The 23,524-nt window shown below is 64.9% G+C and carries 24 protein-coding genes; 11 read left to right on the top strand and 13 right to left on the bottom strand.

Features of this window, described 5'->3' with window-relative positions; genetic code table 11:
* Nucleotides 1-80: 80 nt before the first annotated feature.
* Together NFH98_RS13485 and gloA are read left to right on the top strand one after the other, a co-directional pair.
* On the top strand, nt 81-1,664 hold the full coding sequence (locus NFH98_RS13485; RefSeq protein WP_108133313.1) for a GMC family oxidoreductase: 1,584 nt from the start codon (nt 81-83) through the stop codon (nt 1,662-1,664).
* Nucleotides 1,665-1,707: 43 nt separating this feature from the next.
* Nucleotides 1,708-2,250, top strand: a complete 543-nt coding sequence (gloA, locus tag NFH98_RS13480) for a lactoylglutathione lyase (RefSeq protein WP_045995063.1) — start codon at nt 1,708-1,710, stop codon at nt 2,248-2,250.
* Nucleotides 2,251-2,316: 66 nt separating this feature from the next.
* Here gloA and NFH98_RS13475 read toward each other — a convergent pair whose 3' ends face one another.
* From NFH98_RS13475 to NFH98_RS13465, 3 genes are all read right to left on the bottom strand, one after another.
* Complete coding sequence (locus tag NFH98_RS13475) at nt 2,317-3,231, bottom strand: complex I NDUFA9 subunit family protein (RefSeq protein WP_349622863.1); 915 nt, start codon at nt 3,229-3,231, stop codon at nt 2,317-2,319.
* Nucleotides 3,228-3,908, bottom strand: coding sequence for a DsbA family oxidoreductase (locus tag NFH98_RS13470; protein WP_349622862.1), 681 nt, complete (start codon nt 3,906-3,908; stop codon nt 3,228-3,230). The genes NFH98_RS13475 and NFH98_RS13470 overlap by 4 nt, the downstream gene beginning before the upstream one ends.
* 190 nt (nt 3,909-4,098) lie before the next feature.
* The gene (locus NFH98_RS13465; protein ID WP_349622861.1) at nt 4,099-4,587 is read right to left on the bottom strand and encodes an Lrp/AsnC family transcriptional regulator; all 489 of its coding nucleotides are present in this window, start codon (nt 4,585-4,587) and stop codon (nt 4,099-4,101) included.
* 164 nt (nt 4,588-4,751) lie between these two features.
* Between NFH98_RS13465 and NFH98_RS13460 the strand changes: the two genes are divergently transcribed.
* Nucleotides 4,752-5,675 (top strand): DMT family transporter, encoded by a 924-nt coding sequence (locus tag NFH98_RS13460; RefSeq protein ID WP_124803971.1) that lies wholly within the window; start codon nt 4,752-4,754, stop codon nt 5,673-5,675.
* 89 nt (nt 5,676-5,764) lie between these two features.
* Here the strand turns inward: NFH98_RS13460 and NFH98_RS13455 are convergent, their stop codons facing one another.
* Nucleotides 5,765-6,766: an NADP-dependent oxidoreductase gene (locus NFH98_RS13455; RefSeq protein ID WP_213228770.1), complete on the bottom strand. Its 1,002-nt coding sequence runs from the start codon at nt 6,764-6,766 to the stop codon at nt 5,765-5,767.
* A gap of 388 nt (nt 6,767-7,154) precedes the next feature.
* Here NFH98_RS13455 and NFH98_RS13450 point away from each other — a divergent pair, with 388 nt between their 5' ends.
* The 6 genes from NFH98_RS13450 (at nt 7,155) to NFH98_RS13425 (ending at nt 12,727) form a co-directional block, all read left to right on the top strand.
* The gene (locus tag NFH98_RS13450; RefSeq protein ID WP_045995058.1) at nt 7,155-7,955 is read left to right on the top strand and encodes a FadR/GntR family transcriptional regulator; all 801 of its coding nucleotides are present in this window, start codon (nt 7,155-7,157) and stop codon (nt 7,953-7,955) included.
* Between the two features lie 7 nt (nt 7,956-7,962).
* Nucleotides 7,963-9,003 carry a TRAP transporter substrate-binding protein gene (locus NFH98_RS13445; RefSeq protein ID WP_108449155.1) on the top strand — a complete coding sequence of 347 codons (1,041 nt, stop codon included), beginning with the start codon at nt 7,963-7,965 and terminating at the stop codon, nt 9,001-9,003.
* 133 nt (nt 9,004-9,136) lie between these two features.
* Entirely contained in the window at nt 9,137-9,751 is a 615-nt protein-coding gene (locus NFH98_RS13440; RefSeq protein ID WP_124803969.1) for a TRAP transporter small permease subunit, read from the top strand.
* Nucleotides 9,751-11,055, top strand: a complete 1,305-nt coding sequence (locus NFH98_RS13435) for a TRAP transporter large permease (RefSeq protein ID WP_124803967.1) — start codon at nt 9,751-9,753, stop codon at nt 11,053-11,055. Before NFH98_RS13440 ends, NFH98_RS13435 begins: the two co-directional genes overlap by 1 nt.
* Nucleotides 11,056-11,147: 92 nt before the next feature.
* Nucleotides 11,148-11,822: a 2-dehydro-3-deoxy-6-phosphogalactonate aldolase gene (locus NFH98_RS13430; protein WP_349622860.1), complete on the top strand. Its 675-nt coding sequence runs from the start codon at nt 11,148-11,150 to the stop codon at nt 11,820-11,822.
* Entirely contained in the window at nt 11,819-12,727 is a 909-nt protein-coding gene (locus NFH98_RS13425) for a 2-dehydro-3-deoxygalactonokinase (protein ID WP_045995290.1), read from the top strand. Before NFH98_RS13430 ends, NFH98_RS13425 begins: the two co-directional genes overlap by 4 nt.
* A gap of 394 nt (nt 12,728-13,121) precedes the next feature.
* Here the strand turns inward: NFH98_RS13425 and NFH98_RS13420 are convergent, their stop codons facing one another.
* From NFH98_RS13420 to NFH98_RS13380, 9 genes are all read right to left on the bottom strand, one after another.
* Nucleotides 13,122-13,430, bottom strand: coding sequence for a hypothetical protein (locus NFH98_RS13420; RefSeq protein ID WP_045995291.1), 309 nt, complete (start codon nt 13,428-13,430; stop codon nt 13,122-13,124).
* A gap of 380 nt (nt 13,431-13,810) precedes the next feature.
* Nucleotides 13,811-14,296, bottom strand: coding sequence for a gluconokinase (locus NFH98_RS13415; RefSeq protein WP_311767531.1), 486 nt, complete (start codon nt 14,294-14,296; stop codon nt 13,811-13,813).
* 198 nt (nt 14,297-14,494) lie between these two features.
* Nucleotides 14,495-15,352, bottom strand: a complete 858-nt coding sequence (locus NFH98_RS13410) for a nitrilase-related carbon-nitrogen hydrolase (protein ID WP_222516705.1) — start codon at nt 15,350-15,352, stop codon at nt 14,495-14,497.
* Nucleotides 15,353-15,412: 60 nt separating this feature from the next.
* A complete protein-coding gene (locus NFH98_RS13405) occupies nt 15,413-15,589 on the bottom strand; it encodes a hypothetical protein (RefSeq protein ID WP_349622859.1) in 177 nt (58 codons plus the stop codon).
* Nucleotides 15,590-15,775: 186 nt separating this feature from the next.
* Complete coding sequence (locus NFH98_RS13400; RefSeq protein WP_349622858.1) at nt 15,776-17,083, bottom strand: MmgE/PrpD family protein; 1,308 nt, start codon at nt 17,081-17,083, stop codon at nt 15,776-15,778.
* Between the two features lie 273 nt (nt 17,084-17,356).
* Nucleotides 17,357-18,250 (bottom strand): glycine betaine ABC transporter substrate-binding protein, encoded by an 894-nt coding sequence (locus NFH98_RS13395; protein WP_349622857.1) that lies wholly within the window; start codon nt 18,248-18,250, stop codon nt 17,357-17,359.
* Nucleotides 18,251-18,295: 45 nt separating this feature from the next.
* Nucleotides 18,296-19,027 (bottom strand): ABC transporter permease, encoded by a 732-nt coding sequence (locus NFH98_RS13390; protein WP_349622856.1) that lies wholly within the window; start codon nt 19,025-19,027, stop codon nt 18,296-18,298.
* Between the two features lie 4 nt (nt 19,028-19,031).
* The gene (locus NFH98_RS13385; protein WP_108133011.1) at nt 19,032-20,192 is read right to left on the bottom strand and encodes an ABC transporter ATP-binding protein; all 1,161 of its coding nucleotides are present in this window, start codon (nt 20,190-20,192) and stop codon (nt 19,032-19,034) included.
* Between the two features lie 187 nt (nt 20,193-20,379).
* Nucleotides 20,380-21,045: an ABC transporter permease gene (locus tag NFH98_RS13380; protein ID WP_045995115.1), complete on the bottom strand. Its 666-nt coding sequence runs from the start codon at nt 21,043-21,045 to the stop codon at nt 20,380-20,382.
* A gap of 430 nt (nt 21,046-21,475) precedes the next feature.
* Between NFH98_RS13380 and NFH98_RS13375 the strand changes: the two genes are divergently transcribed.
* Both NFH98_RS13375 and sufB read left to right on the top strand, forming a co-directional pair.
* The gene (locus NFH98_RS13375) at nt 21,476-21,937 is read left to right on the top strand and encodes an SUF system Fe-S cluster assembly regulator (RefSeq protein WP_045995116.1); all 462 of its coding nucleotides are present in this window, start codon (nt 21,476-21,478) and stop codon (nt 21,935-21,937) included.
* Nucleotides 21,938-22,016: 79 nt separating this feature from the next.
* A complete protein-coding gene (gene sufB, locus NFH98_RS13370; RefSeq protein ID WP_045995117.1) occupies nt 22,017-23,459 on the top strand; it encodes a Fe-S cluster assembly protein SufB in 1,443 nt (480 codons plus the stop codon).
* Nucleotides 23,460-23,524: the final 65 nt, after the last annotated feature.

Below are 23,524 nucleotides of genomic sequence, written 5' to 3'. Positions count from 1 at the left end.
GAGCGTCGATGACCGCTGGCGACAGCCACGGACAACAACAGACAACAACGAACAGTACGGACCAATGAGGAGGCGTCGTCATGGCCATGACCGACAGTCAGAAGACCTTTGCGCTGGACGATGACAGTGTGGTGGTAGTGATCGGCTCGGGGGCCGGTGGAGGCACCCTGGCGAACGAACTGGCCCAGCAGGGCATCGACGTGGTGGTACTGGAAGCGGGCAAGCTGCACACCACCTCGGACTTTCTGGCCGACGAGTGGGGCGCCTTCAACCAGCTTTCTTGGCTGGACCCGAGGACCACCTCGGGAAGCTGGCGGCTGGCACGGGACTTTCCCAATCTGCCGGCCTGGATCGTCAAGTCGGTGGGCGGCACCACGGTGCACTGGGCCGGTGCCAGCCTACGCATCCAGCCCCACGAGTTCGAGGCCCTGAGTCACTATGGCGCGGTGGACGGCGCTGACCTGCTCGACTGGCCGCTGTCCTACGAGGAACTGGCACCCTGGTACGATCGTGCCGAGGCGCGCATGGGGGTGACCCGCACCCACGACAACAAGGGGCTGCCGGGCAACAACAATTTCAAGGTGATGTACGCCGGGGCGCAGAAGCTCGGCTATTCCTGCAACACCGGCCATATGGCCATCAACAGCGAGATCCGCGATGGCCGGGCGCCCTGCCAGCAGCGCGGCTTCTGCTTCCAGGGCTGCAAGACCCAGGCCAAGTGGTCGACGCTCTATACCGAGCTGCCCAGAGGCATCGCCACGGGACACCTGGAGTTGCGGCCCGAGTCGCATGTGGCGCGTATCGAGCATGACGACGAGGGTCGTGCCAAGGCGGTGGTCTACTTTGATAGCGAGGGCCGCGAACAGCGACAGAAGGCCCGGGTGGTGGCGGTGGCCGGCAATTCCATCGAGACGCCGCGGCTGTTGTTGAATTCCACGAGCAGTCGTTTCCCCAAGGGGCTTGCCAATGGCGCGGACAAGGTCGGGCGCTACTACATGCGCCATATGACGGGTTCGGTCTACGCCACCTTCGATGAACCGGTGCACATGTATCGCGGCACCACCATGGCCGGCATCATCTCCGATGAGGCGCGCCATGATCCGTCGCGGGGCTTTGTCGGCGGCTACGAGATGGAGACGCTGTCGCTGGGGCTGCCGTTCATGGCTGCCTTCCTCGACCCCGGCGCCTGGGGCGAGCGTTTCGCCGGCGCGATGGACCAGTATGATCATATGGCCGGGATGTGGCTGGTGGGGGAGGATCTGCCCCAGGCCAGCAACCGCATCACCCTGAACCCGGAGGTGACCGATCGTTTCGGCCTGCCGGTGGCCAACGTGCACTACGACGATCACCCCAACGACGTGGCCATGAGGCAGCACGGGTATCAGCAGGGCAAGGCGCTGTACGAATCGGTGGGGGCGCGGGATGTCTACGAGGTGCCGCCCTATCCCTCGACCCACAACCTGGGTACCTGCCGCATGAGCGAGCGCCCCGAGGACGGCGTCTGCAACGGCTACGGCCAGACCCACGAGGTGGCGAACCTGTTCATCTCCGATGGCAGTCAGTTCACCACCTCGGCGTCGGAAAACCCGACCCTGACCATCGTCTCGCTGGCCCTGCGTCAGGCAGAATATATCGCGCAGCAGATGGCCGAGCAGGCGATCTGACGCCACCTGAACGACAATCGACCCCTCATCCAAGGAGACCGAGATGCACGACAATTTCCAAGGCGAACAGCACCCCGGCGTGGAGCCGGCCCCCGAGGCCACGCGCGGTTTTCGCCTCAATCACAGCATGCTGAGGGTCAAGGATCCCGAGGTGTCCCTGGCGTTCTATTCACGGGTCTTCGGCATGAGCGTGCTGAGGCGCCTGGACTTCGAGGAAATGCAGTTCTCGCTGTACTTTCTCGCCAACCTCGAGGCGGATGATCAGGTTCCCGAGGACGCCGCCGCCCGCTCCACCTGGACCTTTCAGCAGCGCGGACTGCTCGAGTTTACCCACAACTGGGGCAGCGAGGAGCAGGAAGGGCGGATCTACCACGACGGCAACGCCGAGCCCCAGGGCTTTGGTCATATCTGCTTTGCGGTGCCGGATCTGCACGCGGCGGTGGCCTGGTTCGATGAAAACGACGTCGAGTTCATCAAGCGCCCCGAGCAGGGCAAGCTGAAGGACGTGGTCTTCGTCAAGGACCCGGACGGCTACTGGATCGAGGTGGTGCAGCCGAGCCTGATGGCGAACATGGGCGACGCCTGAAGCGGTTATCTAACGCCAAGCCCCGGCGGCATAGGGCCGGGGGCCATCGAGGCCCGTCCGTCGGGCTCAGCCCGCCTGCGTTGGCAGACAGTGCGGCAGGCTGTCGCGCAGGCTGCGCGGATTGAGGCCCAGGTCGGCGAAGCTGCCGACGCCGTAGGCGACCAGATTATCTTCGCTGATCAGCCACAGGGTATCGCGGGTCAGCGGCGGCGAGGGCAAGGGCGAAAGGGCCAGTGCCAGGGCGTGCCACAGGGGCAGGGGGACCTTGATGAACCTGGGCTCTCTGCCGAGGTGTCGCGCCACCTGGGTGACCAGATCGCGGTAGCGCAGCGGGTCGGGCCCGCCCAGTTCGTAAAGCGCCCTGGGCAGGCTCGCCCGGGTGGCCAGGCGTGCCAGGGCGCTGGCCAGATCACCCACGTGGAGTGGTTGCAGGCGCATCTCTCCGGCGCCAAACAGCGGCACCAGCGGCATCTTCACCAGCCTTGCCAGGGTCGCCACCAGGCCTGACTGCTGGCCATAGAGGGCGCTGGGGCGAACGATGACCGCGCGAGGTATCTCGCCCATCACCGCCTGTTCGCCTCTCGCCCTGGCGCGCACGTAGGGCGAGGGCGAATCGAGCCGGGCGCCGATGCCGGACAGCAGCACATAGCGATCGATGCCCGCCTCCCGGGCGAGCCGCGCCAGCCTGGCGGCGCCCTCGACATGCACCTGCTCGAAGCTGCGCTTGCCACTCTCGCGGTAGAGGCTGACCGCGTTGATCACCGCGCTGGCCCCCTCAAGGGCCGCCTTGAGGCTCTCCGGATCCTCGATATCCGCCTGGATCGCCTCGACCGGATCGCCGTCTTCCACCTCTTCCGGAAGTCTCGGGTGGCGGGCCACCACGCGGACCGCATGGCCCGCGAAGTAGAGCTCGCGCACCACGGCAGCACCGACAAAGCCGGTGCCACCGATCACCACCACCGGACGTGTGCGGTCACTCATGACGTCCTTTTGCCCTCATGCTGGCGCAGGGCATCCTGCAGGCGTTCCACCGCAAGAAAGATCTGGCGCCTGGGTTGGGCGCCGGACAGGATGCCGGCGTGTTCGCCGTCGACCAGAAAGCGCAGCGCCGGAACACCGTGAACCCCCAGCGCCTGACCTTCCTCGCGGGAAGCTTGTACCGCCTCGCGGTCTTCACCGGCGGCAAGACTCGCTTCGAGTGCCGCGCCGTCCAGCCCCAGTTGATTGGCGATCTCGGCCAGGGCGCGGGGATCCGACAGGTCCAGGCTATCTTCGAAGAAGCCGCTGAACAGGGCCTTTCGCAGCGCAGCGACCTGGCTGGCTGACGGGGTGTCGCGATAGCGGCGCTCGGCCCAGGCCAGCGTTTCCAGGGCCAGACGCGAGCGTGGTTGGATGTTCGGCTGGCGCATGCTCAGACCTCGCTCCTGAGCCATCGGCAGCACCGCGTCTCGCCACAGCTCGTTCAGGTAGTCGCAGTGGGGATCGAGGGCAGGTTCCGGCTCGGGGCGCAGCTCGAAGGGGCGCCAGACGACGCGGATGTCATGACCGAACCTGTCTTCCAGCGCCTCCAGTTCGGGCAACTCCAGGTAGCAGAACGGGCAGCGCAGATCGCTGAAGACCTCCAGGGTCAGGCGTGGGGGAGCGGGCGGGGTCGGCATGCAACTCTCCTGGGTGGCGGTACGTGGGCCCGGACGGCAATGGGATCGACCCTAGCTTGACGATTGATGACGCCGAAGTGAAGCGCCGACGTCAGCTAGGCTCGATGCTGGCGAAGCTGCGTCAGCCGTGATCACCGGCTGAGGCGACGTCTGCCTGGTGGGGCTGTGCAGCGGATCCTCGTGTGGAGCCTTACGAATCGTCGTCAGTTGGACGGGCGTCGCGCAGATCCAGGGCGCCGGCGCGCTTGACGGCACGGATGGCAAAGCTCGAATCCACGGTATTGACCATGGGCAGGGTCTGCAGCTGTCGCACCCAGCGCTCGTAGCCTTTCAGGTCGGCGCTGACGATCTGCAGCAGATAGTCGAAGGCGCCGGACACGGTGTGGCACTCGATGACTTCGGGCATGTCCGCCACGGCGGCTTCGAAGGCTTCCACCAGGGCGTCCTGGTGGCGGCTGAGCTTGACGTGGACGAACACCGTCAGCCCCAGCCCCAGGCGTTCGCGGTCCAGCTCGGCGCGGTAGCGCTGGATCAGCCGCTGTTGCTCCAGCCGGCGTATGCGCCTGGCGCAGGGTGACGGCGACAGCCCCACCCGCTCGGCCAGTTGGTGGCTGGTGAGTCGTGCATCCTGCTGGAGCAGGGCGAGCAGATGGCGATCGATACGGTCCAGTGTTTTCAACGGATTGGCTCAATCTTGCGGGTCGAAGAAAAATATTGGCATGTCCTGCCAATATGGGTCCAGCGCGTCGTTGTCTTTGCCTGCATTTGCCCGACCGTTGGCGGCAGACTGAGGGTCAGCAGGGGGCTCGTTCAGGCGCCCATCGAACCTCACGGAGTTCTTTCATGTCGTCTTCCTTGACCCAGGTGGCACCGCTTGTCGCCTCTCCCCGGCGCGCCCTGTTGGGGGTCGCCGCTGCGCTGGGGGCGGTGCTGATCTGGTCGTGCTACTTCCTGTCGCTGCGCCAAGGGGCGCTGTCACCACTGGGAACGCTCGACCTGACCCTGTTTCGCTACGCCGTGCCTGGCCTGGCGCTGCTGCCGTTGGCGCTGCGTCGGCGCCAGCGTCTGCTGGCGGTCAACCCGGTGTGGCTGGTCGGCATGATGGCCGGCGCCGGCATACCCTTCTTCCTGCTGGGGGCGGTGGGCATGGGGCTGGCCCCGGTGGCCCACGGCAGCACCCTGATCCCCGGGGCAGCGCCGCTGTTCGTCAGTACCCTGGCGGTTTGGGTCTTCGCTCAGCCGTTGTCGCGGGGGCGTGCCGCCGGCCTGGTCGCCATCGGACTCGGCGTCGTCTGCCTGCTGGCGTCCGGGGGACAGGGCTCGCAGAGCCTGCTGCTGGGGCAGGGCATGTTCCTGCTGTCCAGCGTGATGTGGGCGGTGTTCACCCTCAGCGTGCGTCAGAGCGGTCTGTCGGCGCTCGAGGCCACGGCGGTGGTCACGGTGCCCAGTGGACTGGTCATTGTGCTGACGGTGATCGGGCTCGAGGCGAGCGGGGCGGGGGGGCTGTCCCTGCATCTGGTGCCCACGAAGGAGTGGCTGGTGCAGTTGGTGGTGCAGGGCATCCTGGTGGGGCTGGGGTCTGGCCTGCTGATGGGCGTGGCGATTCGACGGCTGGGGGCCGAGGCGACCTCGGCGCTGGGCTCGCTTACCCCGGTGGCGGCCACGGCGCTGGCCTGGTGGGCGCTGGACGAGACGATCGGTGGGGTCACGGCGGTGGGCATGCTGATGGTGGTGTCCGGCGTGATGATTGCCAGCCGTGGCCGTTGACGGCGCGGCGGTCATTCGAGCAGTGCTGAACCAGAGACACCGCCCGTAGGCGGTGTCTGGGTCAATCGTCCAGCAAGGGCAATCAGCAATCAGCCCAGGCGCACCAGCATCTTGCCGGTGTTGGCCCCCTTGAATAGGTCGAGGAAGGCTTCCGGCGTGGCCTCGAGGCCCTCGCGCACGGTCTCCTGGTAGTCGATCTCGCCGGCCGCGACCTTGGGACCGACGTCCTTGAGAAAGGCCGGGTAGTTGTCCCAGTGCTCGAACACGATAAAGCCCTGCATGCGCGCTCGGCGAATCAGGATCATCGCCAGGTTGGCCGGTCCCGGTGCCGGGCCTTCATCGTTGTAGCGGGAAATCATGCCGCACACGGCGATGCGGGCGCCGACCCTGAGGTTGTTCAGCGCGGCTTCCAGGCAGACACCGCCGACGTTCTCGTAGTAGACATCGAAACCGTCCGGGCAGGCCTTGGCCAGATCCTCGCTGAGGGTGGCGGCGTCCTTGTCGCGGTAGTCCACCGCGATCACGCCCTGGGACTCGAGCCAGTCGCGCTTCTTCTGGCTGCCGGCCAGGCCGACCACAACACCACCCTTGGCCTTCGCCAGCTGTACCGCCAGAGAGCCCACCGCGCCGCTGGCGGCGCTGACCAGCACATTGTCACCCTGCTGCATCTCGGCGATGGCATTCAGGCCGGTCCAGGCGGTCATCCCCGGCATGCCCAGCACGCCCAGGTAGGCCTGTTCCGGCACGTCCAGATCGGGCAGGGCGGTCACGCCGTCGGCGGGCAGCTGGGCCACGTCTCGCCAGCCACCCATGTGGCTGACCTTGTCACCCACCTTGAAACGATCGTCACGGGATTCGATGACCTCGCCGACGGCGGCTCCTTCCAGCGGTGCCTCGAGCTCGAAGGGTTCGATATAGGTGGTGACACCGCTCATGCGCCCACGCATGTAGGGGTCCACCGACAGCCAGCGATTGCGGATGCGCACTTCACCGTCAGCCAGCGCCGGCAGGTCCTGCTGCTTGAGCTTGAAGACGTCCTGGCTGGGGGTGCCGGTGGGATACTCGCTGATGGTGTAGTAGTTCGACTGCATCATGCCTCCTTTGCGTGATGAACCGGAAGTCGATTGGCTGTCGTTCCGGAGAGTGCGAAGCGTGGCCGAGGGTCACTCGGATTCACGCCTCGCTCCGTGATCATCGATAGGTGTACGGTCGCCACAATAGACCAGTCGGTCTGTTTCGTAAAGGGGGCGATTGTCTTCCTGGGTCCGAGGTCTATCCACTACGACTGTGCCGAATCAGCGAGGTTCCCCGAGGAGCGCCATGGACAGGGCGTGGCGGCAGGGCGCTACCCAATCATGACTAAAGTCTAAAGGCGTTTGAAATACGTTTTCGTCAAGCTATGTCGGACATAGCGTGTAGCGCCGTCCGACACATGGTGCTACATGTCTGATTTCTCTCGTTCCCTGTATGGATGGCTCCATGTCGGCAAGTTCCACTTCCACGCGTCGCGCGCGCCCGGACATCGCCGATGCCCTGGCCGAGGCGATCTTCGCCGGTGAGTATGCGCCGGGGGACTTCCTGCCCAGGGAAGTGGATCTGTGCGAGCGCTTCGAAGTCAGCCGTTCCACCGTGCGCAGTGCGCTGCAGGTGCTGGTGGCGGCGGGCATGATCACGCGGATCTCAGGCCAGGGATCTCGGGTTCAACCACTGGAGGGCTGGCACCTGCTGGACCCCAGGGTGAGCGGCTGGCTGGCGCGTTTTGCCCATCCCAATCCGGTGATCCAGCGCGAAGTCTTCGCCTTTCGCGTGGCGGTGGAGCCCTTTGTCGCCCGTCTCGCCGCCGAGCACGCCACCGCCGCCGATCTGCTGGCCATCGAGACGGCCTATGAGGGCATGATCGAAGCGCTGGCCAACGATGATCTACGCTTTGATGGCAAGAGCCACGACGAGTATGACGTGGCCTTTCACGAGGCGATCTTTACCGCATCGCACAATCTGGTGTGGGCCCAGATCAGCCACGTTCTCAAACCCGCCATCGCGCTGCTGGTGGAACGCTCCAACCACAGCGCCGACAGGCTCAACGACAGCATGGATCGTCACCGCCGGGTGATGGAGGCGATCCGGCTTCGCCAGCCGCAGGAAGCCGCCCGAGCGGCTCTCGCGGTACTGGAGCGCACCGGGCAGGACCTGGGTCTCGAAGGGGTGACAAGGTCGCCCGCCACGATCGAGACCACCTTCGACGCTCCCGAATTCCCTGCAACTCGCCAACAAGAAGGATGAGATTCCCATGATGGCAAGCACCAAGCTCAAGTTCTCTGGTTCCGCGCTCACGACGTTGGGCGCGGCGATCCTCGCGGCAACGGCGACCTCTGCCCAGGCGGCCGAGTACGAGTGGACCTTCCAGACCTCCGAGACCGCGGGTGAGCCGCAGTTCGAGATGAAGAAGGCCTGGGCCGACAACGTCGAGACCATGTCCAACGGCCGCATCTCCATCGAGATCCTGCCGGTCAACGCCGTGGTCCAGGCCAACCAGACCCTGCAGGCCGTGCAGTCCGGCATTCTTCAGGGCCACCTGACCGACCCGAGCTACTTCACCGGCCAGAACCCGGCCTTCGGCATGATCGGCAACCTGGTAGGCGCCTGGAGCGATCCCTACGACTTCCTCGACTACATGAACAACGCCGGTGGCGAAGAGCTCTACAACAAGCTGGTCGAACCTTACGGCGTCCACCTGATCGGCGCCGCCGCCACTGGCCTCGAGTCGCTGCCGTCGACCAAGCCGGTGCGCTCCATCGACGACATGCAGGGCCTCAAGCTGCGTGCACCCGAGGGCATGGTCTACAACATCTTCGAGGCCGCCGGCGCGACTCCGGTCAACCTGCCGGGCTCCGAGGTCTATACCGGCCTCGAGAAGGGCGTCATCGACGCCGCCGACTACACCGTGTTCGCCACCAACCAGGCCCAGGGGCTGCACGAGTTCGCGCCGTACCCGCTGTACCCGGGCTTCCACTCGCTGCCGATGGTGGCGGTGTCGCTCAACAAGGACGTCTGGGACAGCCTCTCCGATGACCTGAAGGGCATCCTCGAGACCTCGGTCGACGCCCTGGCCTACGAGATGGTGGCTGAGCTCAAGACCCGCGACATGGAAGCCGTGCGCGAGGCTCGCCAGAACCCGGATATCGAGATCATCGACCTGCCGCAGGAGGAGCGCGTGGCGTTCCGCAATATCGCCAAGCAGGAGTGGGAGAACTGGGCCGAGAAGAACGAGATCACCCAGGAATTCTACGAGTCCGTGGTGGCCTACCTCGAGAACCACAACCTGCTGTAAGCCTCGCTGGCGTACGCCAGTGGAACCCGGGGCGGTGCCGAGGCACCGCCCCCTCCTTTTCATCTTGCGATGTCCGCGCCCGTTGGGGCGATAGATCACGGGCGTCGCGATACATCAATGTCGAGGATGTCTCATGAGTGACGAGACACGTGCAGGGCCTGGGCCCGACCCATCACCCGATCCGTCAACGGACAAGACGCCCGAGCGTGCCCCCGATGTGGTGCGCAGTCGGTTCGACCGTGGCGTGGTTCGGGTGGCCCAGTTCGCCGCCTGGCTGGTGTTCATCGCCATGGCCATCAGCGTCTATGAGGTGATCATGCGCTACGGCTTCGGCGCGCCCACCTCCTGGGTCCACGAGACCGTGGTCATGCTGGTGGCGGTCAGCTTCTGTCTCGGCGGCCCGGCCGCGCTGGCCTCCAACCGCCATATCCGGGTCAAGGTGCTCTACGACGCCGTGGGCCCGAGGTTCCGGCTGTGGCTCGATCGCTTCAATGACCTGGTCACCTTCGGCTTCTGCCTGGGCATGACCTACGCCGCCTGGGTGATGTTCTATGGCGCCTCCCACAACCCCCTCGGCGAGTGGCAACTGGAGCGCTCCGGCACCTCCTGGAACCCGCCGTTCCCCGCCCTGGTCAAGGGCATGATCCTCGCCGCGGTGGCGATCATGTGCGTCCAGGCGCTGATTCACCTGATCCAGTCGATCAAGGGCAAGCCCGCCCCCGACGCACCCGAAGGAGGCGCTGACTGATGAGCATCGCAGACGGAACCCTGCTGCTGGTCGGCGCCATCTTCGCGCTGCTGGTCACCGGCCTGCCGCTGGCCTTTATCACCGGCCTGGTGGCGCTGGCCTTTACCTTCGGCTGGTTCGGCCCCAACGCCCTGCCGCTGGTGACCAGCCGGGTCTATGGCTTCGTCACCGAGTACTCGCTGGTGGCGGTGCCGATGTTCGTGCTGATGGCCTCGCTGCTCGACCGATCGGGCATCGCCAAGGATCTGTTCAACGCCATGCGGGTGTTCGCCGGGCGACTGCCCGGGGGCGTCGCCGTGCAGACCGTGGTGGTGGCGTTCTTCCTGGCCGCGCTGTCCGGCATCATCGGCGGCGAGATCGTGCTGCTCGGCATCCTGGCGCTGCCGCAGATGCTTCGCCTCGGCTACGACAAGCACCTGTCGATCGGCGTGGTCTGCGCCGGCGGGGCGCTCGGTACCATGATGCCGCCGTCCATCGTGCTGATCATCTACGGCCTGATCGCCAGCGTCTCCATCGCCGACCTGTTTACCGCGGCGATCACCCCGGCGGTGATCCTGATGCTGTCCTACATCGGTTATGTGCTGGTGCGCTGCCTGCGCAACCCCGCCATGGGCCCGCCGATGAGCGAGGAGGACCGCAACGCCGGCTTCGCCTCCAAGGGCGCCGCGCTGCGCTCGATCATCGTGCCGGCGCTGATCGCCTTCATGGTGCTGGGCTCGATCTACGGCGGCGTGGCCTCGGTCACCGAGGCGGCGGCCATGGGCGTGTTCGGCGTGCTGCTGGCGGTGCTGGCCCGGGGCGAGTTCTCGTTCTCGATGATGCACCAGAGCCTGTCCCAGACCCTGGTGACCTGCGGCATGATCATCTGGATCGGCATCGGCGCCGCCGCCCTGGTCGGGGTCTACAACCTGATGGGCGGCAACCGCTTCATCTCCGGCATGATCATGGATCTGGACGTCTCGCCCATCGTGATCATCCTGGTAATGATGGCGATCCTGATCGTGCTCGGCATGTTCCTCGACTGGATCGGGGTGGCCATGCTGACCCTGCCGATCTTCGTGCCGATCATCGTGCAGCTGGGCTACAGCCCGATCTGGTTCGGCATCCTGTTCGCGGTGAACATGCAGGTGTCCTTCCTGTCGCCGCCGTTCGGACCTGCGGCCTTCTACCTGAAGGGCGTGGCGCCACCGGAGATCAGCCTCAAGGACATCTTCGTCTCGGTACTGCCCTTTATCGCCCTGCAACTGTGCGTGCTCGCGGCGCTGCTGGTGTGGCCCGAAATGGCCATGTGGCTAGTCAACTAGGTCTGAACCCTGACGGCGAAGGGCGGCATCAGCCGCCCTTCGCTTTATCATGGGGCTGAGTTTTCCTTCTTTTCGACTTCGAGGACTTTGCGATGAACGACGCTCAACGTCGCGTGCTGGACGCTGCCATGGCCGAGACGCCGCTGGTGGCGATCCTGCGTGGTATCACGCCGGACGAGATCGAGCCGGTCTGTCACGCCCTGGTCGAGGCCGGTTTCCGGCTGATCGAGATTCCGCTCAACTCGCCTGAGCCCTGGGTCAGCATCGAGCGCGCCGTGGCCTGTTGCCCCGACGACGTCTTGATCGGTGCCGGCACGGTGCTCGACGAAGACGATACCGCACGGCTTGCCGAGCTCGGGGCGCCGTTGATGATCACCCCCAACACCGAGGCCGAGCTGGTGGCGCTGGGCGCCGAACGTGGGCTTGCGCCGATGATCGGCTGCATGACCCCGACCGAAGCCTTGGCCGCGGCGCGGGCAGGGGCGATGGCACTCAAGCTGTTCCCGGCGGCACGCCTGGGCACCGGCTACTTCAAGGACATCAGTGCGATCCTGCCCAAGGGCCTGCCGGTGCTGGCGGTGGGCGGTATCGATCGCTCCAACATGGCCGAGTGGCATGCCGTCGGCATCGCCGGCTTCGGTTTCGGCAGCAACCTCTACAAGCCCGGACGCAGCGCCGTCGAGGTGGGGGAGATCGCACGCGAGCTGGTGGCCGAATGGCAGCGTCTGGCGGCTGACCAGGCAGGCCAGCAAGGGGGTGGCGCATGAGCCGGCGGCTGATCGCCATTGACTGGGGAACCAGCAACTTTCGGGCCTTTCTGGTGGACCGCGACAGCGGCGAGTGTCTCGATAGCGTGCGCTCGGATGCCGGGCTCAAGTCGTTGAGCACGGACGAATTCCCGCATTACTGCGAGGCCCAGGTCGGGGCCTGGCGAAAGGGCGGTGAAGTGCCGGTCTACCTGTCGGGCATGGTCGGCTCGGCGCGGGGCTGGAGCGAAGCACCGCAGCTCGAGGTGCCGCGTTCGGCCACCGACCTGGCCGACAATGTCGTAGCGGCGCCGGGGCTGGACAACGCCTGGATCGTGCCTGGCCTCAAGGTGGTGCGCGAGGATCACGTCGACGTGATGCGCGGCGAGGAGATCCAGGCCTTCGGTGCACTGGCGCTGCTGGGCTTGTCCGCCGGGGTCTGCTGTCTGCCGGGCACCCACAGCAAGTGGGCCCGTCTGGAAGGAGAGCGGCTGATCGACTTCTCCACGGTGATGACCGGCGAGCTCTATCATGCGGTGCGGTTTCATACCCTGCCGGGAGAGCCGGCCAGGGGCAGCGACGCCCACGACGCCGATGGCTTTGCCCAGGGGCTGGCGGCGGCGGACCATCCGGCGGGCTTGATGCACGCCCTGTTCGAAGGCCGAAGCCGCCACCTGTACGCAGGACTTGGCGCCCACCAGGTGGGCAGTTTTCTGTCCGGGGTGCTGATCGGCGCCGAAGTGCTGGCCCAGCGCGAGCATCTGCTGGACCACCAGGGCGCGGTGGTACTGGTCGGCTCGTCCAGTCTCAATCCGCTCTACCGCCAGGCGCTGGAGCGCCAGGGCATTCGCGTCGAGGAAGTCGACAGCGACAAGGCTACCCTGGCCGGGCTGGTTGCCTTGGCCGAACGCCACCGCGCGGGCTGATTGTCTGGGCCATGTCACCAGGGCTGAATTACTCAGGCCTAGTCACCCCAGCCTAGTCACCCAAGCCTAGTCACCAAGGCCTGATCACCAGTGTCTTGATCATCGGCGTCATGTCATCAGCGATGATCTCTGCACGCCAGCGGTGGGGAGTCGAGGCCGAAGCCTGAGGGGTGGCCCAAATGGGCCATCACAGGCATCAAGGACCGGCGACCGATGCAGTTTCTCGACGGTCCTTGATGTCCGCTGGTGCTTGATGCCTATCTAGACTGTTTTCAGGTGCCAGGTGCCAGGTGCCAGGTGCCAGGTGCCAGGTGCCAGGTTTCAGGTTTTAGGTACCAAGAACCAGGCGACTAGCAGGTACGGCGTGGCCATATCAAGGCGCGGCCGCCAGGATTCAGGACGGGCGGAACTCGCCACTGGCGGTGGAGGACAGACCGTCAAAGGCACCATGACCGACAAAGGTCATGTCGTTGAAATCCAGCACGTAGCGCAGCGCCAGCTGTTGCTCCTCGAGTCCGTAGACGAAGATCCGGTGCTCATCGACCGGGGTCGCCAGGTAGGCGGAGCTGATGTCCTGAGCTTTCTGGGACGGTGAATTGCCGCCCAGGCGATGACGCATGCGGGTGGCATTCTCGAAGACGACGCCCCAGGTGGTGCCGTCACAGTTGAATTCAAACGTCTTGCCTACCATTGGATCTGTCATGGGAGCCTCCTGTCTGCTGATATCGACGCGCTGGCCAACTGTACTGACTAATCAGTAACGTGCCGTCCGATAACGTGCTGACGAGTTACGTACTGACCAGCGACGCGCTGATGTCGACGTTCCGTTGTCGACGGCCGGTTGTTGCCGCGATTTGCCGGGATGCGGTCAACGCTGTTCGCCGTCGGTACTGGTGGTCGACCAGAGTTGCAACATGACGACTTGGTGACAATTCTACGGGCTTCATTACTGCTGCATGGGCGAGAAACTTTGCCTTCGCGCTATCACCGATAAAAAAGCTGACAGCAGCCTGTCAGGAAAGGGCGATACCGAGGTCGGGTCGGGTCTCACTGCGACAGGTCGTTCAGCGCTGGCATGCGGGACTATCGACGGCTCGCAAGCTGTGCCAGGAAGTCATCGATGATGGCATCGGGGGTCATCTGGATATCGCAACGGATGGCCTCGTCATCGCCTGGCATCTCCAGGGTGGCGAGCTGACTCCTGAGCATGTGCTCGCCGGCGAAGAAGTGCTGTCCACGGCTGTTCAGCCGCTCCAGCAGGACCTCGTGGCTGCCATGCAGATAAAGAATCTCCAGCGCGGGTGCTCCTTCACGCAGCAGGTCCCGGTACTGGCGCTTGAGCGCCGAGCAGCCGATGACAAGCGATTGCCCCTGCTGCTGATGCTCCCGGTAGAGCCCTGCCAGGGTGGCAAGCCAGCCCTGCCGATCCTCGTCGGTGAGCGGTTCTCCGCGGGACATCTTGGCGATGTTTTCGGGGCTGTGATGGTCATCACCGTCGATAAACAACGCGCCGGTTCGTTCGGCCAGCAGTTTGCCGATATACGATTTTCCCGAACCGGATACGCCCATGACGAGCAGGCAAGAAGGAGAGGAAAGGCCGCAGGATCGAGACGATGTTGTCATAGGTGGCGCCGAAAATTGTCTGCAAGATGGAAGCGCTATCCTAGCATTTTCACCTTGAGAATTCTCGGCGCCGGGCGTCTCGATACCGTTGTCGAAAGCGCTGTCGATACCGGTGTCGAAAGCGCTACGCGAACCGGCGCTGTATCAGCGATAGCCGCTCATCAGTTCGCGAATCAGGGGGCTGTCGGCGTCACGCAGGGTCGGCAGTTCGAAGCGTGCCCTGGCGATGGCGGTACGTGACAGTTCGGCGCAGATCAGGGTCTCGCGATCCTCGGCCTCGGCCAGGCTCTCGCCGCGTGGGCCGAGGATCCGCGATCCGCCCCAGAAGTGGCTGTCGCCTTCGGGTCCATAGCGGTTGGCCATCAACACCGGTGTGCCGTAGGTCATGGCGTAGAAGCGCACGTTGAGCGCCCAGTTTTCCTCGTTGGAAAAGTCCTCGGAGACGATGCCGGAGGCCGAATTGATCGGTGCACACAGTACCGTCGGCCGTGCCAGCAGGGCGGCATGCACCAGCGCCGGATTCCACAGGTCGGCGCAGATCATCGAGGTGGTGCTCCAGCCGGGGCGTACCGCCACCTCGGTCAGCCTGGCGCCATGGCTGAACCACTTGCCTTCCTCGAGTCCGCCGTAGGTGGGCAGGTTGAGCTTGCGGTGGACCGCCGCGATGCGACCGTCCTGGAGGATCGCCAGGGCGTTGTAGATCTCGCCGGGGCTCGCTTCCTCGACGAAGCCGACGATGACCTGCATGCCGGCGGCCGCCTTGGCCAGCTGGACCAGCCGTGGGTCTTCCGATGGCATGGCCACCTCCAGCACCCGCGGGCCCAGGCCGTAACCGGTCAACGAGAGCTCGGGAAAGACCAGCAATTCCACGCCACGACGGCGGGCGTCATGAATCACGTCGAGGTGATGGGCGAGATTGGCCTCGACGTCACCAAGGCGCGCGTTGATCTGGGCGCAGGCGACCTGTAGCTGGTCCTGATGCTGCTTGGCCTGATGCTGCATTGCTGGAATTCCTGAGGGTGGGGGCAGGGCGCCACAAGGTGCCGCAATTTGCCCGGCGGATCAACGTTCCTCGCTGCTGTCGCTGTTGTCTCTGGTGCGGCCGGGCGTTGCGTCGCGGATGGCGTCGCTTTCCTGGGGCGGCTGCAGCTTGCGCTTGAGCAGGCGAAAGCCGATCCAGTGGATGACGGCTAGCCCGACGAGGACCACGGCGATAAGGAGATAGAAGCGAGTGTCCATAGAAGCGGCTCCGTTTGAGGCCCCGGACCGCCCGGGGCCGAAAAAATGCCTGACAGCAACATCTTCTATACGCCATTGAGACAGACGGCGAGACGACCTGGGTCAAGCGCCGACGAAAGCAGGCGCTTGTCACCCTTCTTAACCCGAGCCACCTCCCGTCATGTTCGACGCCCAGGGCTCGCGCGTTCAAGGTTGTCCCAGCAACCTCAGCAGATCGCCGATGGGGCGTGTTTCCAGGGTGCCGACGACCTCCTCGATCTCATTGGCGCGTGCGCCCAGCACCGGGCTCGCCAGGGCCTGAAACTTGGCTGCGATCTCGTCATCGCTCAGCGGATTGTGAGGATTGCCACGGGCTTCCATGGCAGGGCTTTGAATACGGCGACCATCGCGCAGGTGCAGCGTAGCGCTGGCCCAGCGCTCGGCCGGAAAGCGTGCGTTGTAGTCATCGCATTCGGTGATCGTCACCCGCCGTGACAGCGCCACGAGATCGTCGTCGCCGAGATCCCTGCTGATGGCGGCGACGTCGATGGTGCCTCGATCGAGGGCGCAGGCGACCGACCAGGGCAGGCTGTACTGGGCCTGTTCGGTCGTGGTCGGGGCGACGGTGTGCAGGCGCCTGGCCTCGTGGAAGGTGGTGATCTCGATGCGTTCGATGTTCTCCACCTGGCGTTCGGCGGCGGGTATGGCGAGTACCGCCTCCACCGCCGGCTGGGCCCAGCGGCATACCGGATAGGCCTTGAAGTACTGTTCCGACAGGTAGTCGCGCCGTCCCAGATCTCCCCATACCGCGGCTTGCTGCTCGTCGCACAGGGTCACCGCCGGGGCGCCGGTGAAGCCGTCCTCGGCCAGCAGCGTGGCCGCGACGCCGGCCTGGGCACCCCAGCCGGAGCCATCCTTGAGCATGGTGGGGTGATCGATGCAGCGCATCATCTGGCTGCGCGGGCCATAGAATTCGGCGATGCCGAGGGCGTGTTCCAGCTGGGCCGGGTCGAGGCCCTTGAGGCGCGCGGTCACCGCTGCCACACCGAGGGCATTCCACGCCCCCGAGGTGTGGTAGTCGGGGCTCGAGGCGTGCAGCGCGATGCCGGCCCGGGTGGCGATCTCGTAGCCCATCGCCAGCAGGCCGAGAAAATCCCTGCCGCTGACCTGCTCGATCTCGGGCAGCGCCAGCAGTCCCGGCAGGATGGCAACGCCGGCGTGGCCCTTGGTCAGCACCTGGCCGTCGTGGGCGTCGAGTGCATCGATCAGCCAGGCGCCGTGCAGGGCGACGCCGGTAGCGGACGCCGTTGATGACGCGAACAGCAAGGGGCGATCCCCCGCGTGCTGCACCCTGACGTAGCGCCGTGCGTGCTCGGCCAGGGTAGTGTCGGTGGCGCCGGCGGCGACGCCGATCAGGTCGATCAGGCAGCGCTTGGCGTGGTGGCACTGAGCGTCATCGAGGCGGTCGAGGGGAGACGTGAGGATCCAGTGGATGACGTCCCGGGAAGTGCTCATGGGGAGGTCCTTTGTCGAACAGGGGAGCAGCAAGGGAGGAGGTGGGGCGACCGGTGGTTGCTGGTTGAGTGCCCGGTTGCCGCACGCTGGCGAGCTAGGGCTTGTCTGAAAAGTGCCTGCGCTCGGTAATACGGCGTTAAAAATCGGATCAACATGCTCATTTACACCCCGTAAACTGCGCTTTCTCACCGATTTTTGCCTTGTCTAACCTTCGCTCGTCGACTTTTCGGACAGCGCCTAAGAAAAAGGCCCCCGAACGGGGGCCTTGAAGGGTCACAGTAGTTCGTTGTCCTCGAGGAAGGACTCGGCGACGTCCTCGATGGTCTCGCGCTCGACATCCACTCGGGCGTTGAGGCTCGCCATGGTGTCGTCATCGAGCAGTGCCGACAGCGCGTTCATCTGCTCTGCGAGTTCCGGGTTGGCGTCCAGGGTGTCCTGGCGGACCACCGGGGTCAGGGCGTAGGCCGGGAAGAAGCCCTGGTCGTCTTCGAGGATCTGGAAGTCGAAGGCCGGCACACGACCGTCGGTGGCAAACACCAGGCCGATATCGACCTGGCCGTCGCGCAGCGCCTGATAGACCAGGCCGGAGTCCATGCGCTTGACGGCGCCACGCTCGACGCGGAAGTCGTAGGCGCGCTGCAGCGGACGCCAGCCGTCTTCGCGGGCGTAGAACTCGGCGTTCATGGCAAAGGCAAGTTCTTCGCCGTCGTTCACCACGGACGCCAGGTCGGACAGCGTACTGATGCCGGTTTCCTCGACGCTCTCGGCCCGCATGGCAAGCGCGTAGGTGTTGTTGGCGGCGGACGGCTCGAGCCACACCAGGCCCTTCTCGCCGTCCAGTTCCTTGACGCGCTGGTAGGTCTCGTCGGCGGACAGCGATTCGGTGACGTCGTTGTAGTTGATCAGCGAGGTGCCGGTGTACTCCCAGTAGAGGTCGATCTGGCCGTTTTCCTGAGCCTGGCGCAGCACCGCCGAGCCCATGCCGGCGCGGGTGTCGACGTCGTAGCCGAGGCCGTCCAGATACTGGGTGGTCATGCTGGCCAGCAGTTGCTGCTCGGTGAAGTTCTTGCCACCGATCACGATCTCGTCGGCACTGGCGGTCGTCGTGGCGGTAGCCGTAGCGGTAAACAGGGCCAGGCCGGTCAGGGTGGTCATCAGGGTCTTCATGCGAATATCTCCTTGCAGGGTGTCGTTGTTGGAAAGCCCAGGTGTTCAGGCCCGCGCCGGATTGACGCCGCGCGGCACCACGATGAAGGCCACGCCGGCCACCAGGGCGTCCACCAGGATCGCCAGCAGGGCGGTGGGGATGGCCCCGGACAGCATCATGATCGGATCGTAGAGATCGATGCCGGTGAAGATCAGCTCACCCAGTCCGCCTGCGCCGATCAAAAAGGCCAGGGGCACCGTGCCGACGTTGATGGTCAGGGCGGTACGGATACCGGCGAAGATGACGTAGAGGGCATTGGGCAGTTCCACCTTGAGCAGGCGCTGGGTCGGTGACATGCCGATCCCGGCAGCGGCCTCCTTGAGCGCCGGCGAGACGCCCTTGAGTCCGGCGTAGGTGTTGCGCGCGATGGGCAGCAGGGTGGCCACGAACAGGCCAAACACCGCCGGCACGGTGCCGATGCCGAGAAAGCTCATGGACAGCGCCAGCACCGCCAGGGTGGGGATGGTGGTGCCGACGTTGAGCACCTGCATCATCGATTCCGCGGCCTTGGCCATGCTCGGGCGCGACAGCCACACCCCCAGCGGGATCGCGACCAGGATCGCCAGGCTGCCCGACAGGAAGGTCAGCCACAGGTGCTGGACCACCAGATACTGGACATCGGGCAGGTACCACAGGAAGTCATCGATGGCGCCGCTGGCCTGGGCCCATACCCCGAGCAGGAAGATGACAATCAGGGCAAGGACGAGTCCGGCGCTTTTCAGGCTTCGAATCAGCATCGGCTCACTCCTTGGGCTCGGCGGCCACGGCGGACGTCTCGCGCTGCTTGGTACGGAAGCGGGCGCCCAGGTGGTGGGTCATGGCGCGCTGGGTGATCTGCCCGCAGACGCGGCCCTCCTCGTCGACGCAGGGCAGCCAGGTGATGTCCTGGGCGAACATCAGCGAGGCCACCTTGCGCAGGTCGTCGTCGAGACTCACCGTGGCCGGCACGTTCTGGAAGTGGTCGCGGCAGTAGCCCTTGGTGGTGCGGGCCAGGGAGCGGCTGATCAGGCCCACCGGCTGGCGCTTGTCGTTGATCATCAGAATCGAATTCTGGTAGCCGAAGTCGTCGATGCGTGCGAGCGCCGTGGTCAGGGTGTCCTCCGGCTTGACGGTACCGATCTCATCGCTGACCACTTCGGCGACCTTGACCAGATTCAGCCGCTTGAGCGCGCGGTCCTCGCCCAGGAAGGATTCGACGAAGGCATTCTTCGGCGCCGCCAGCAGGTCGTCGGGGGACGAATACTGCACCAGCTTGCCCTCACGGAACACCGCGACCCGATCCCCCATCTTGATCGCCTCGTCGATATCGTGGCTGACGAACATGATGGTCTTCTTCAGGTCCTGCTGCATCTTCAGGAATTCATCCTGGATCACCGCCCGGTTGATCGGGTCGATGGCGCCGAAGGGCTCGTCCATCAGCATCACGGGGGGATCGGCGGCCAGTGCCCGGGCCACACCGATGCGCTGCTGTTGACCACCGGACAGCTCGGACGGATAGCGCTTGAGAAAGGCGTCGGGTTCCAGCGCGATCATGTGCATCAGCTCGCGGGCACGCTCCTTGTAGCGCGCCTTGTCCCAGCCCAGCAGCTTGGGCACCACCGCGATGTTCTCCTCGATGGTCATGTTGGGGAACAGGCCGATCTGCTGGATGACGTAGCCGATGTTGCGGCGCAGGTCCTGGGTGTCCATGCCGGTGGTGTCATCGCCATTGATGAACACCTTGCCGGAGGAGGGCTTCACGATCCGGTTGATCATCTTGAGGGTGGTGGTCTTGCCGCAGCCGGAGGGGCCGAGCAGGATGCAGATCTCGCCGCTGGGGACCTCCATGTTGATGTGGTCGGCGGCGACGACCGCGCCCTTGGGCGTATCGAAGACCTTGGTCAGGTTTTCCAGACGAATCATGAGCAAATCCTTGTATGCAAGTCGGCGTCGGCGAGCTCCGGGTCGTCGATGGGCGTCGACGGTGCCGCTGTCGAGGCGGCGGCTCACCTGTTGTCGTGTCGACGTTCCGGCTGCGCTCGGGCGGTGTGGCGTACAGGACGCCAGCCGCCGCAGCGGTATTTTCCCGACACTGCCGGAACACAAATGGTCAGGCGGCGTTGGCGGCGCCTTCCATGCCCTTGGGCGTGAAGCGCTTCTGCACCGCCAGCAGGCCGTAGTCGACGATAATCGCCAGCAGGCTGACCGCCACCGCGCCGACGATCAGCTGGCGCGGGTCGGACTGGGAGATACCACGGCTGATAAAGGTGCCGAGACCGCCGGCGCCGATATAGGCGGCGATCGCCATGACACCGATATTGAGCACCACGGCGGTGCGCACCCCGGCCATGATCACTGGCACCGCCAGTGGGATCTCGACCATCCGCAGGCGCTGGCGGTGGCTCATGCCGATGCCACGGGCAGCCTCGCGCAGGGCCGGGTCGACGTTGTTGATGGCGGTGTAGGTGTTACGAATGATCGGTAATTGGGAGTACAGCAGCACCGCGATCACCGCCGGCAGGTAGCCGATGCCCTGACCGATCAGCGACAGCACCGGAATCATGATCCCGAACAGCGCGATGGAGGGCACGGTGACGATGATCGACGCTGCGTAGAGCACCGCCTGGGCGACGCGCTCGTTGCGGGTGATGGCGATGCCGATGGGCACCCCGGTGAGGGTGGCGATGCCGACGGCAACGCCCACCAGCGAGATGTGCTCGAGGGTCCGGGACAACAGCAGGTCGGCGTTGTCCAGGGCGTACTGAATCAGTTCCAAGGCAATAGCTCCTGTCGAGGCCTCGCGGCGGGGTGAGTCGGGCCTGTGAACGGCCCTGGGCCAGGACACACGTCATCGGCTCGGCCTTACAAGAGGCGAGGCGTTGCGTTCACTGGCCGTTGATACGGCACAAGCTTAGCAGAATGAAGTATCTATTTGGTTTGATCATGAATGACGATCTGCAATGACGGGAATTGATGGATCTGATGCTTGGGGGTGAGGCTGTCAACCCGGACGCATAGTTAAAGTAAATGAGAATGATTGGTTTTAATGTGTCTATCGGCGGCGATCGTGCCGAGAACGTGAGGACTATCGACGTGATAGATGTGTGCCGCTCTTCACATGGAGGTTATACAGGACTAAAATGGTCCCCAATCGAAGCAGGGGCTGAGCCCTGCACCGACGAGGGGAACTCCCCGAGGAGATGGGCATGCTGAAGCTTTCCCGGTTGACGGACTATGCGGCGGTGGTGATGGCACAGATCGCACGTCACCCCCAGCAGCCGCACGCCGCCGGAGAGCTCGCCGAAGCGGTGCAGTTGCCTCACCCCACGGTGAGCAAGACGCTGAAGATGCTGGTGCGCGCGGGACTGCTGGTGTCCCGGCGCGGCGCCCAGGGTGGCTACTACCTGGCGCGTCCTGCCTCGGAGATCACCGCCAGCGACATCATCGCGGCCATCGAAGGGCCGGTGGCGGTGACCGAATGCAGCCACGCCGATGGCGAATGCGACCTGGCCTCCACCTGCGGGGTGGCCGACAACTGGCAGCGAGTGTCGCTGGCGATCCGCGAACTGCTCGACAGCATTACCCTGGCGCACCTGGCCGACAGCGCGCCGCTGAAGCTGCCGATTCGCCTGCCGATCCAGAGCATCAGCCTGGCGGCGGAAGCCTGACCAGCGCCTCATCGACATCGACTTCATTACCCTGGGCGGGTAACGCCCGCCGACCGAACCGTCCGGGAGGGGACACATCATGGCAAGTCAGGAAATGGAACAGCTCGTCCGTCGCGAATATAAAGAAGGATTCGTGACCGACATCGAGAGCGACACGATCCCGCCGGGGCTGGATGAAGACACCATCGCCTTCATCTCCAAGAAGAAGGGTGAGCCGCAGTGGATGCTCGATTGGCGCCTTGACGCCTACCATCAGTGGCTGAAGATGACCGCGCCGTCCTGGGCCCATCTGGACTATCCGCCCATCGACTACCAGGCGATCTCGTATTTCAGCGCGCCCAAGCGTGAGGAAGACAAGCCCCAGAGCCTCGACGAGGTGGACCCCAAGCTGCTCGAAACCTACGAGAAGCTGGGCATCCCGCTGCATGAGCGTGCGGCCCTGGCTGGCGTCGCCGTGGACGCGGTGTTCGACTCGGTGTCGGTGACCACCACCTTCAAGGACAAGCTGGCCGAGGCCGGCGTGATCTTCTGCTCCATCTCCGAGGCGATCCGCGACTATCCGGAGCTGGTCAAGCAGTACCTGGGTACCGTGGTGCCGACCAGCGACAACTACTTTGCCGCGCTCAACTCGGCGGTGTTCACCGACGGCTCGTTTGTGTTCGTGCCGGAAGGCGTGACCTGCCCGATGGAGCTGTCCACCTACTTCCGCATCAACGCCGCCAACACCGGCCAGTTCGAGCGCACCCTGATCGTGTGCGAGAAGAAGGCCCAGGTGTCCTACCTGGAAGGCTGCACCGCACCGATGCGTGACGAGAACCAGCTGCACGCCGCGGTGGTGGAACTGGTGGCGCTGGAAGACGCCAGCATCAAGTACTCCACGGTGCAGAACTGGTATCCGGGTGACGAGGACGGCAAGGGCGGCATCTACAACTTCGTCACCAAGCGTGGCGACTGCCGTGGCGACCGTTCCCACATCAGCTGGACCCAGGTCGAGACCGGCTCTGCCATCACCTGGAAGTACCCGTCCTGCATCCTGCGTGGCAAGGACTCCATCGGCGAGTTCTACTCGGTGGCGGTGACCAACGGTCGCCAGCAGGCCGATACCGGCACCAAGATGATCCACCTGGGCGAGGGCTCCAAGTCCACCATCGTCTCCAAGGGTATCTCCGCCGGGCGTTCCAACCAGTCCTATCGTGGTCTGGTCAAGGTCGGCCCGCGGGCCAAGGGTGCGCGCAACTTTACCCAGTGTGATTCGCTGCTGATCGGCGATACCTGCGGTGCCCACACCTTCCCGTACCAGGAGATCGGCAACTCGACGGCCACGGTGGAGCACGAGGCGACCACCTCCAAGATCGGCGAGGACCAGCTGTTCTACTGCCAGAGCCGCGGTATCTCCGAGGAAGACGCGGTCAACATGATCGTCAACGGCTTCTGCAAGGACGTCTTCCAGGAGCTGCCGATGGAGTTTGCGGTCGAGGCAGAGGCGCTGCTCAACGTGACGCTCGAAGGCGCGGTGGGCTGATCCCCGGCGCTACATTCCACCCTTATTCGTTTTTCTCCCGCCGCCCGGCGCGGCGGGCATCGCAA

The sequence above is a fragment of the Halomonas sp. H33-56 genome (assembly GCF_040147035.1).
Classification (GTDB): Bacteria; Pseudomonadota; Gammaproteobacteria; order Pseudomonadales; family Halomonadaceae; genus Halomonas; species Halomonas litopenaei.
The sequence above is the reverse complement of the archived record's forward strand: the minus strand, read 5'-3'. Positions and strand labels throughout refer to the sequence as shown.